Raw genomic sequence first — 11200 nt, forward strand, 5'->3', positions numbered from 1 at the left:
GAACGACAGCCTTAAACACTGGCTTATTGAGACTGATGCAAGATCCGAGTTATACCAACTCAATTTGGAATCATGCAATCCGTCGAGCTTCCACAGTTTGAGGTAATCGCATCGGTTCTTCCATCAGAGGCAGTGCCAATTCCCAACCATTTGCAAGGGTATAAACCTTCCCTTCTGTTGTATCCGCTTCGTTGATTACTTCTTCTTCTAAGTCTTTCTTCGGCACATAAACGACTAAATGCCCGATCGAGTTTTTGCGTAACATGATTTTCATACTGTTTCCTCTGCGGATTCTAGTTCTTTACTGCGGCAACCAATGACATAACCAGACTGCATAAAATGAACAGCATAAATGTAGTAGGTCTGTAGAAAGGTTCCAATACTAACGACGTACCCTGTTTCGCCTTTTTTCGCTAAGGTCACACCGATATCCTGTCCAGGAAATGTACCATCATTGCGAATCAGACGACGCACCCGGACTTTGTGCCCAATGTCATAGATGGGATCATCATCGATTTCAACTTCATCGGGTCGCATAGTTCACTCCTATTGATCAACTAAATTCAACAGTTCTTCTGTGGTCAAACTTCGCTTTAACTGCATCGATAAATCTCGAACGGAATTCACGATCGATTGTGTTTCTGCTAAATCGAGCATGATTCCATGTTGTGCAAGTAGATTGGAAACGAGATGCTTGCCTGAATGTTTGCCAGCGACTAATCGACGTTGCCAGCCGACTTCTTCAGGCGCAAACGGTTCATAGGTACGAGGATTTTTGAGAACGCCATCACCGTGAATGCCAGCTTCGTGAGCAAACGCATTAGAACCGACGATCGCTTTCCAAGGTGGAACAGTGCTATTTGATGCTTTAGAGACGACACGAGAGAGTGAGAGTAGCTGTGAGGTATCAATCCCTGTATTCTGGTGATGAATTTGCTTGAGACTCATTACGACTTCTTCGAGGGCAGCGTTTCCGGCTCTTTCTCCTAAACCATTTACGGTTGTATTAACTGAAGTTGCACCTGCTTGAATCCCTGCAAGAGCGTTTGCAGTTGCAAGTCCTAGATCATTGTGGGTGTGCATCTCGATCGCTATTTTCAGATGCTCCACTAGAGATTTAACTTTGTTAAAGGTACTGAATGGATCGAGAATGCCAACGGTATCACAGAATCGAAATCGAGAAGCGCCCCATTCTTGAGCATACAAAGCAACATCAAGTAAAAAGGTTTCATCGGCTCTAGAAGAATCTTCACCACCAACAGAAACATACAATCCTTGATCCACTGCAAAGCAAATTGTATCTCTTAGGCGTTCTAACATCGATCGCCATTGTCCTTGGAACTTTGCGGCGATTTGGATTTCTGAAACCGGAACCGAGATATGAACTCGTTTTAGTCCACAAGCGATCGAGGCAGCAATATCAGAGACGACAGCACGATTCCAACCGAGTAGTTTTGCATTGAGTCCGAGTTGGGTAATCGCTCTGATAGCTTCGGTTTCGGGTTTTCCCATTGCAGGAATGCCGATCTCAAGTTCTTGGACTCCAATATCATCGAGAAATTTAGCGATCGCAATCTTTTCGTCAATGGTAAAGGCAACGCCCGCTGCTTGCTCTCCGTCTCTTAAAGTCGTGTCATTAATTTGAATCATGATCATGCTCCACAGAAAAGGGGGTGAGCAGACAACCCCACCCCCTGAGATCGGCTTTAACGGATCAAGTCATACGAGATATCAGTCTTCGCTGGGACGATCGTATTGCGATCGAGTTCATCCAGCAGCGTATTCACGATCCAGTTCAAGAGGTTGATCGCACCTTTGTAACCATAGGTTTCGTAGCGGTGCAAGTGATGGCGATCGAAGATTGGATAACCAATCCGAACCAATGGGGTCTTAGTATCACGCCAGAGATATTTGCCGTAAGAGTTACCAATCAAGAGGTCAACGGGTTCGGTGAAGAGCAGCGATCGTAGATGCCACAGGTCTTTACCACCCCAGATTTTTGCTGAGTTGCCAAAGGGTGTTGCATCTAGAACTGCTTGCAATTCTTTTTCAAACACGTCATTGCTATTGGTCACAACAATGTGAGTCGGTTCAGCACCGATTTCTAACAAGAATTGCACTAAGCCAAAGACCAAATCTGGATCACCGTAGAGGGCAACTTTCTTGCCGTGTAACCAAGCTTGTGAATCAGTCAGGGCATCAACAGCGCGACCCCGTTCATCTTCAAGCTCTTTCGGAATCGGTTGTCCTGTAAGTTCAGAGAGCTTCATCAAGAATTCGTCCGTACCACGAATGCCCACTGGACGGGAAACGGAAGTCGGTTGTTTCCATTCTTTCTCGATGTACTCACGAGTTTTCGCACTCGCGTAAGCTTGAAATGCGATCGTAGCTTCTGCATTGATCGAATCTGCGCCTTCTTCCAAGGTTGTTCCACCCTGATACATCCGATATTCACCATCGTTCGGAGAATCTAAGTAATCAGAGTTGTCGCCTAACAATGTGAAATCAACTCCCATTGTGGAAGCAAGCCGTTTTACTTCACGTAAGTTGCCAATGTAGGTTTCAAATCCAGGAATGAAGTTAATTTTGCCATTCTTGGTTTCAGCTTTCTTACCTGCGGTGAGGTTGGAAAGAATGCCCTTCATCATGTTGTCATAGCCCAAGATGTGAGAGCCGACAAAGCTAGGCGTGTGAGCAAAGGGAACTGGAAACTCTTTGGGAATTGCACCTGCTTCTTTGGCGTTGCCGATAAAGCCTTGTAAGTCATCCCCGATGACTTCTGCCATACAAGTCGTGCAGACTGCGATCATCTTGGGATTGTAGAGGCTGTAGGAGTTGGCTAGACCATCGATCAGGTTATTGAGTCCACCAAAGACCGCAGCATCTTCTGTCATCGAGGAGGAGACTGCCGAGAAGGGTTCTTTGAAGTGGCGGGTAAAGTGCGATCGAAAATAGGCGACGCAACCTTGAGAGCCGTGAACAAAGGGGAGCGTATTTTCAAAACCAACAGCAGCGAGAATTGCTCCTAAAGGTTGGCAAGCTTTTGCAGGGTTAACGGTTAGAGCTTGACGGGCGAAGTTCTTTTCGCGATATTCCCAAGTTTTTGTCCATTCGGCAACGCGAGTGACTTCTTCGGGATCATGTCCACCTTCAAACTCTTTTTTAGCGGCGAAGAGTTCTTGGTATTCATCTTGGTGGAAGAGTTCGGCGTGGTCTTTGATTTTATCGATGTTATGTTGTGCCATTGCTGTTCTCCAGAGAGGCGAATTGAGTTGTGTGGAGATGAGAGAGTAGATTTTCTGTGTGACGTGACGATGTATGTTGCGTTGTATGATGTCGTGTGATGTGCCGTGGCGAATAGAATTCGCGGCTATACAAACGAAGTGTGCCGCTGCACACTAACAGCCATTTTTTGAGTGAGTCCGCGTAGGTGGACTTTGTTTGTGTAGCCCCGAATTCTATTCGGAAGGCAATCATGGAGCCATCCATCTAAGCCTTGTCTTTCTTCCAAGGCGCACCAATCAGACTCCAAGTCGGACTGTTCAAAGCGAGATCCATATCTCTCGCAAAGATTGCGAAGCCGTCATAACCGTGATACGGTCCCGAATAATCCCAAGAGTGCATCTGACGGAACGGAAGCGCCATTTTCTGGAACACATACTTCTCTTTAATGCCCGATGCAATCAGATCCGGATTGAGTTCTTTGACGAACTTCTCGAATTCATAAGCAGAGACATCATCATAGATGAGTGTTCCATTTTCGACATAGTGCGTTGTGCGCTTGTAGTCGTCGTTGTGACCGAATTCATAGCCTGTTCCGATCAGCTTCATGCCTAAGTCATAGAAGGCTGGAACAACGTGACGAGGACGTAGACCACCGACCATCAGAGCAACCGTTTTACCTTCTAAGCGAGGACGGAACTTATCGATTACTGCTTGGGTTTGAGCTTCGTATTTCGCGATCGTTTCTTCGGCTTTTTGCTGAATCGTTTCATCAAACTTGGAAGCAATTTCACGCAGGGATTTTGCAATCTGAGTCGGACCGAAGAAATTGTACTCAAGCCACGGAATACCGTAGGTTTCTTCCATGTGGCGGCTGATGTAGTTCATCGATCGATAACAGTGAACTAAGTTCAGCTTCACGCCTGGAGTGAGTTTCATCTCATTGAGTGTGCCATCTCCTGACCATTGTGCTACCACTCGTAAGCCAATTTCTTCGAGTAGAATTCGGCTTGACCAAGCATCTCCACCAATGTTGTAGTCTCCGATGATTGCGACATCATATTCTGTACCATCGGGAACATTGCCCTCTTTTTTGTCTTTGTCGAACTGTGGGAAAACCCAGTCCCGAATCGCATCATTCGCGATGTGGTGTCCTAGTGATTGTGAAACGCCTCGGAAGCCTTCACAACGAACAGGAACAACGGTTTTACCGATTTCCTTGGCAGACTTTTTGGCAACGGCTTCGATGTCATCTCCGATTAGTCCGATCGGACATTCAGATTGAATCGAAACACCCCGATTGAGTGGGAATAGTTCATCGAGTTCAGTGATTAGCTTAGCTAACTTCTTGTCACCGCCAAATACAATGTCACGCTCTTGGAAATCAGAGGTAAATTGCATTGTACCGAAGGTATCGATTCCGGTTGTACCAATGTAGTAGTTTCGACGACCAGACCAGGAGTAGTAACCGCAACCAACGGGACCGTGACTGATGTGAATCATGTCTTTGATAGGTCCCCAAACTACTCCTTTTGAGCCTGCATAGGCACATCCGCGAGTTGTCATTGAGCCTGGAACAGATTTGACATTTGATTTTACGCCGCAGTCTGCTTTGCCTTCTTCGTAAACGTTTAAGTGTTTTGCACGTTTTTTCTGAGCTTTCTCAGGATAGGCTTCTAGAGTTTCTTCGATTAGCGCTTTTTTGTCGATTTCGGGCGCTGTGTTTGTTTCAAGAGTAGCGGATTCTGGAGGTGTCATGATTGCCTCTCGGTGTTGTGGAGGATCGGAGGGAAGGATAGGGAAGGGAGACTGTGATCTGTTCCCTATCCGATGAGTGAGAAGGATTGAATAACTGGGAATTAAACAGCAGCAACTTCTTCTGCTGTTTTACCAACCAAGTGCTCGAATTCTTTGTCATCGCCTAAGATGCCGAATTCGACCAGCAGTTCTTCCAGTTCGTCCATTGTAATTGGAGTTGGAATGGTCAGATTTTCGTTTTCTTGGATCTTCTTAGCAAGTGCGCGGTACTCATTTGCTTGGTTGCAATTTGGCGCATACTCAATCACAGTCATCCGGCGCAGTTCAGCGTGTTGCACCACGTTGTCACGCGGGACGAAGTGAATCATTTGAGTGTTCAACCGTTGCGCCAGAGTTTCGATCAGTTCGATTTCTCGATCGACCTTTCTACTGTTACAAATCAAGCCACCCAAACGCACACCACCAGAGTGAGCATACTTGAGAATGCCTCGTGCAATGTTGTTGGCAGCGTACATTGCCATCATTTCACCGGAAGTCACAATATAGATTTCTTGTGCTTTTCCTTCGCGAATTGGCATTGCAAATCCACCGCAAACAACGTCGCCCAATACGTCGTAGGAAACGAAATCGAGGTCTTCGTAAGCACCATTTTCTTCTAAGAAGTTGATTGCTGTGATGATGCCTCGTCCTGCACAGCCTACACCGGGTTCAGGACCGCCTGACTCGACGCATTTCACATCTTTGTAACCATTCAACAGCACTTCTTCGAGTTCGAGATCTTCGACTGCGCCGCGTTCTGCTGCTAAGTGCAAAATCGTGGTTTGAGCTTTACTGTGTAACATCAAGCGAGTGGAATCTGCTTTCGGGTCGCATCCTACGATCATGATGCGTTCGCCGAGTTCTGCTAAACCTGCGATCGTATTCTGGGAAGTGGTCGATTTACCAATACCACCTTTGCCATAGAAAGCGATCTGTCTCATTCTGTCAGCCATGATAATCTCCTGATAGTTAGTCAAACAATGGTTTTCATTCGGTCGAGCAATGCAAGTGAGGGGGCGATCGCTCGACGGGATAGCACTGAAAGGCTTGGTTCATAAGTTAAACAGCTTCAACAACTAAGCTGGAAAGAACTTGGGTTTTGATCCGGGATTCGATCGCGCCTTTTAAGGTTTCGGTACTGCTTGCACAAGAACCGCACGCGCCTTTGAGAATAACTTTCACAATGTCACCTTCGACATCGTAAAGTTCAACATCACCGCCATCGGCTAAGAGCATCGGACGAACTTCTTCGAGAACTTGCTGAATGCGAGTAATCTTTTGAATGTTCGTTAAGGGAAGCGATTTCTCTTGTGCGATCGCGATTTCTGCGGCAATTCTGGCGGCTGTGGTTTCTTTCTCATCGATGATCGCTGCGATCGTATCTTCGATGTCTGCAAGACAGGAACCACACCCGCCGCCTGCTTTGACATAGCTTGTAACCTGCTCAACTGTGGTTAGTCCGTTTTCAATCACCACGCGGCGGATTTTTGGTTCACTAATGCCAAAGCAACTACAAATTAATGCTCCTTCATCGTCTTCGTGTTCTTCGATTTCGATGCCACGATACTTATAGATTGCAGCTTCTAATGCTTCTTGTCCCATAACAGAACAGTGCATTTTTGCTTCAGGAAGTCCACCTAAGAACTCAGCAATTTCTTTGTTGGTAACATTCAAAGCTTCGTCTAATGTGAGTCCTTTGACCATCTCAGTCAGTGCGGAGGAAGACGCGATCGCACTCGTACATCCAAAAGTTTGAAACCGCGAATCGAGAATCTTATCACTTTCGACTTCAATCTTTAGATGCAATCTCAGTGCATCGCCGCAGGCAATACTTCCAACTTCACCAAACACGATCGCAATTCCATTTTCGTTCAAATCTTCGATCGCGCCTTGGTTCTGTGGATTGTAAAACAGATCTAGTACTTTTTCAGTGTAGTCCCACATGGCTTTATCTCAAGTGAAAGGGTTAATTGATTGCAGCAACTTCTCGACCTTGGAGCCATTCAGCTTCGTCGCTGTTGAAGGGAGACAGGGCACGTAAGCGATCGACAACTCCCGGCATCAGTTCAAGAACGCGATCGACTTCTGCTTCAGTGTTAAAGCGAGAAAGACTAAAGCGAATCGAACCATGCAGAATCGTGTAAGGTAAGCCCATTGCTCTGAGAACGTGGGACGGTTCGAGCGATCCAGACGTACAAGCAGAACCAGACGAGGCACAGATTCCGTATTGATCCAAAGAGAGTAGAATGGCTTCACCTTCGATGTATTTGAAACCGATGTTTGTTGTGTTGGGTAAGCGTTCTGTGCCGCCACCATTGACCTCGGTTTCTGGAATCGTTTTGAGCAATGTTTTCTCTAAGCGATCGCGCAATTTTTTCTCCTGTTTCACATCCGGTAAATGCTCTAGTGCAAGTTCTGCCGCTTTACCAAGTGCAATGAGTCCAGGGACGTTCTCTGTTCCTGCTCTGCGACCGCGTTCTTGATGTCCACCGAGTAGGAAAGGACGGAACCGGAAACCTCTACGAATATACAATGCACCAATGCCTTTGGGAGCATGAAGCTTATGACCGGAAATGGTTAGTAGATCGATCGTGCTAGTTTGCATATTGAGCGGAATTTTTCCAGCGACTTGCACTGCATCGACGTGCATCGTTGCACCATATTCTTTCGCGATCGCTCCGACTTGTTCAACCGGGAAAATTACGCCTGTTTCATTGTTCGCATACATCATCGAAACTAAAGCTGTATCCCCTGTCATCGAAGCTTCTAGCTCCATCAAATCGACTTGACCTTTACGGCTCACAGAAAGATAAGTAACTTTGTAGCCTTGTTTCTCAAGTTGCTTGTAGACATTTAGAACGGCTGGATGTTCAACTTGAGTCGTAATAATATGACGGCGATCAGGTTGAGCGGCAAGAGCAGCGCGGATTGCAGTGTTATTTCCTTCAGTTCCGCAGCTATTAAAAACGACTTCAGATTCTTCTGAGTTGAACAGTGCAGCAACTTGCGATCGAGCCGTTTTGATTGCTTTTCCGACTTGTCCCCCAAATCGGTGCATTGATGAGGGGTTGCCGTAGTACTGCGTTAGGTAAGGTAGCATTGCCTCAACCACTTGCGGATCAACTTGAGTGGTTGCATTGTTATCTAGATAAATGCAGGTTTGCATTGCGAGTCCCCGAATTTTGAGAGAGCAAAGTGGATAGTCTTTCAGAATAGAGATCAAACCAATCGTGCCAATAAGGTGAAGTTTGATCATTTAGCTTAAAAATTAAGCGTTGATAGGTGGTAAACCAGCGGTTCCAGTACTCATCAGAGGGAACAGAAACAGCAGCAGTTGTACCAGGAACGCATCCATAGTTTGTTGGACAGGCAGCAGCACATTGGGCAACAGAGTAAGAATCAGCGCAATTGTTACAACGAGTTGGATCGATCCAATGATGTTGAATTGCATTTGTGGGACAAACAGACAAACAGCGATCGCATTCGATACATTGACTGGTGATCGTGTAACTCATGGCTTGACTCCCTAAATGAATTGGCTTCTTGCCCGAACGCCCTCCGAATGAATTCGGGGCTATACAAACAAAGCGTGCCTCCGCACACTGGCGGAAAGTTGATTTCTATCAGTCCGCGTCGGCGGACTTCGTTTGTATAGGCGCGAATTCCATTCGCCAGCCGCTTTCTCGGAACTAATCAACCTGTACTGTCATAAATTCGTCGTAGAACTCTCGTGCGACTTTTTCAATCACGTCATAAGCTTCTACTACTTGTAACCCAGCTTTTTTCAACTCCTCTTGTGGACAGCCGCCAATCTTAGAAGCCAACACCGCTTTACAATCAGAAATTGCTTGAATCACATGATCGAGCGTTGCTTCTTCACCGTATCCACCTTGGCAGTATTGATCAATCTTGCGGTGTCCTACGAACTTCGCTTCGTTCGCATCTACCTCAAAGATTTGAAACTCTTTTGCATGACCAAAGTGCTGATTTACAATGCCGCCTCCTTTTGTGGCGACTGCAACCAAGATCTTTGGACTGTTCTTCACTCGCTCACTCGGTTTCACTTTCGCTTTCGCAAGCTTGATCTCTTCTTTGAAGTGTGCAATTCCTTCGTGAACTTCTTTCCGAGTTTCTAAATCATACTCGGAGTCCATTTCCATGAACTTATCTTTGGTGAATTCCTGCGATCGATCTTCACCGAGTAATCCAACTGCATCTGCTCGACATTGCCGACAGTGACGCATCATTTTCATGTTGCTGTCTGCACATTCATCTTGCAGTTCTTTAAGCTCCTTGGGATTGGGTCCGCGTTGACCTGTTAAACCAAAGTGCGTTCCATGTTCTGGAGCAGAGATTAGCGGCATGATGTTGTGCAAGAATGCACCATGTTGCCGAATTACTTTGTCTACTTCGACTAAATGTTTATCGTTGATGCCCGGAATCATTACCGAGTTCACTTTACAAAGGATGTCAGCTTCTCGAAGTGCTTGCAAGCCTTCCATCTGACGCTCGTGTAAGATTCGAGCCGCTTCTAAACCTTTATACCGTCTACGGCGATAGTGAACCCAAGGATAGATTTGAGTGCCGATTTCAGGATCAACCATGTTGATTGTAATTGTGACGTGATCAACATTTAGAGCTTTAATACGATCGACATAATCTGGCAGCATCAATCCGTTAGTAGACAAGCACAGTTTGATATCCGGTGCTTTATCCGCAATCAATTCAAAGGTGCGGAAGGTCTTTTCTGGATTCGCTAATGGATCACCAGGACCAGCAATTCCTAAAACCGTCATCTGAGGAATCTTACCTGCGATCACTAGCACTTTGTGAGCCGCTTCTTCTGGAGTCAGCAATTCGCTAACCACACCCGGTCGGCTTTCATTCGCACAATCATACTTACGATTGCAATAGTTACATTGAATGTTACAAGCGGGCGCTACAGCAACGTGCATTCGAGCATAGTGATGATGAGCTTCTTCGCTATAACAAGGATGCTTCTCGATGCGTTCTCTCATGCGATCGTCGATTGTTGGTGTTGCTTTCGTATTAGTACTGCAACCACAACTATCAGAGGACTTGTTCGGCTGAGGATTGTTCGGATCGGTGGACTTGTTGATCGTTAAATCAGTAACGGGGGTTGTAAGCAATGCCGAGGGTGGTGGTGTCATTGAATTTCGGAATAGATCAGTGGACATCGCCACCTGTGGAACGAATCGTCAAAGAATGAATGTCGCTTCCAAATCGATCGCTCAACTTGATGAACAAGTAATCAGCCCTATCTATATGAGGGAAAAAAGAGCGATTCTGATGGAAGCGACTTCAACAATTGGACGGGGACATGGTGTTATCACTTCGCTCCACACACTTGCGCTTCTGATCTAAGAACGGATAGATAACTGGGTTCTCGGTAGAAGCGGTCAGTGATTGGTGTTGTGCAAGTTATATCAGCCAGGTTTTAATCGGCAGTTTGGCTGAGTGCTGATAGGATTTATTGAACTAATTGGATTTGTACTCAACACCTCAAACCCTGATTTGTAGGGAAGAAAAAATTCTTTTTGGGGGTGAGGTTTGAGTATTTTTAAGGATGGGTTCGAGTATTAAAGGGGCGAGGGTTTAGGGTTTTCTGTACTCTACCTCACTCCTTACATAGCAAGAGTTTCAGGCAATATTTACGATTGTTTTTTGGATCACAAACTTGCACTCAAGTAAGGCTAAAAACTGGAGTAACTTGTAGTGGAGCTACCCCAGAGAATTCCAAAATTCAATTCTGTATCTAAACTATCACTTTTTTGGATTTTGTGATCAGTTTAAGGATGTTTTAATATTGATAGTGCGATCGATGACTTGCTTTTTCAAATTCATCAGAATAGAATACCAAAGCGTAACAGCAGATACAGAAACTAATATTTTTAACTCAAATCTGTCCGCTTTGAGTACAGATGAGTACACCTTATTTGAGGCGAAATTTGAGTTAGGAAATCGGCTGTATTTCTGATGAAATCAGGGTTAGGAACTCAAGCGAGTTTAGACAAGAAATACTCAGTCCTAACCCCTTAGTGATGTAGAAAACTTTTTGCAGTCTCAAGATGAGAATGTAGTGATTTTAGAGAACTGAATGCGCCGCTCTAAACGAACACGTTTACTTTCGGAGGCACAAGCGGCAGGCGGACTACGACGT

11 protein-coding genes are annotated in these 11200 nt (G+C 45.6%); 1 reads left to right on the forward strand and 10 read right to left on the reverse strand.

What is annotated here, in order from left to right:
- Positions 1-70: 70 nt before the first annotated feature.
- The 10 genes from nifT to nifB form a co-directional block, all read right to left on the reverse strand.
- The gene (gene nifT, locus ACQ4M5_RS36695) at positions 71-274 is read right to left on the reverse strand and encodes a putative nitrogen fixation protein NifT (RefSeq protein WP_430680737.1); all 204 of its coding nucleotides are present in this window, start codon (positions 272-274) and stop codon (positions 71-73) included.
- Positions 271-537: a nitrogen fixation protein NifZ gene (locus ACQ4M5_RS36700; protein WP_430680738.1), complete on the reverse strand. Its 267-nt coding sequence runs from the start codon at positions 535-537 to the stop codon at positions 271-273. The genes nifT and ACQ4M5_RS36700 overlap by 4 nt, the downstream gene beginning before the upstream one ends.
- A 9-nt stretch (positions 538-546) precedes the next feature.
- Positions 547-1650 carry a homocitrate synthase gene (nifV, locus tag ACQ4M5_RS36705; protein ID WP_430680739.1) on the reverse strand — a complete coding sequence of 368 codons (1104 nt, stop codon included), beginning with the start codon at positions 1648-1650 and terminating at the stop codon, positions 547-549.
- 56 nt (positions 1651-1706) lie between these two features.
- The gene (gene nifK, locus ACQ4M5_RS36710) at positions 1707-3245 is read right to left on the reverse strand and encodes a nitrogenase molybdenum-iron protein subunit beta (protein WP_430680740.1); all 1539 of its coding nucleotides are present in this window, start codon (positions 3243-3245) and stop codon (positions 1707-1709) included.
- Between the two features lie 244 nt (positions 3246-3489).
- Complete coding sequence (nifD, locus tag ACQ4M5_RS36715; protein ID WP_430680741.1) at positions 3490-4980, reverse strand: nitrogenase molybdenum-iron protein alpha chain; 1491 nt, start codon at positions 4978-4980, stop codon at positions 3490-3492.
- 101 nt (positions 4981-5081) lie between these two features.
- On the reverse strand, positions 5082-5972 hold the full coding sequence (gene nifH, locus ACQ4M5_RS36720) for a nitrogenase iron protein (RefSeq protein WP_430680742.1): 891 nt from the start codon (positions 5970-5972) through the stop codon (positions 5082-5084).
- 106 nt (positions 5973-6078) lie between these two features.
- Complete coding sequence (gene nifU / locus ACQ4M5_RS36725) at positions 6079-6963, reverse strand: Fe-S cluster assembly protein NifU (protein ID WP_430680743.1); 885 nt, start codon at positions 6961-6963, stop codon at positions 6079-6081.
- A 22-nt stretch (positions 6964-6985) separates the two neighbouring features.
- Positions 6986-8185 (reverse strand): cysteine desulfurase NifS, encoded by a 1200-nt coding sequence (gene nifS / locus ACQ4M5_RS36730; protein WP_430680744.1) that lies wholly within the window; start codon positions 8183-8185, stop codon positions 6986-6988.
- Positions 8160-8534: a 4Fe-4S dicluster domain-containing protein gene (locus ACQ4M5_RS36735; RefSeq protein ID WP_430680745.1), complete on the reverse strand. Its 375-nt coding sequence runs from the start codon at positions 8532-8534 to the stop codon at positions 8160-8162. Before ACQ4M5_RS36735 ends, nifS begins: the two co-directional genes overlap by 26 nt.
- A 174-nt stretch (positions 8535-8708) precedes the next feature.
- A complete protein-coding gene (gene nifB, locus ACQ4M5_RS36740; protein ID WP_430680746.1) occupies positions 8709-10217 on the reverse strand; it encodes a nitrogenase cofactor biosynthesis protein NifB in 1509 nt (502 codons plus the stop codon).
- Here nifB and ACQ4M5_RS36745 point away from each other — a divergent pair.
- Positions 10210-10404: a hypothetical protein gene (locus ACQ4M5_RS36745; RefSeq protein ID WP_430680747.1), complete on the forward strand. Its 195-nt coding sequence runs from the start codon at positions 10210-10212 to the stop codon at positions 10402-10404. The two genes, nifB and ACQ4M5_RS36745, sit on opposite strands and share 8 nt — an antisense overlap.
- The last annotated feature ends 796 nt before the right edge of the window (positions 10405-11200 follow it).

Origin of the sequence: Leptolyngbya sp. AN10 (assembly GCF_050565645.1) — a bacterium.
GTDB lineage: Bacteria > Cyanobacteriota > Cyanobacteriia > Leptolyngbyales > Leptolyngbyaceae > Leptolyngbya.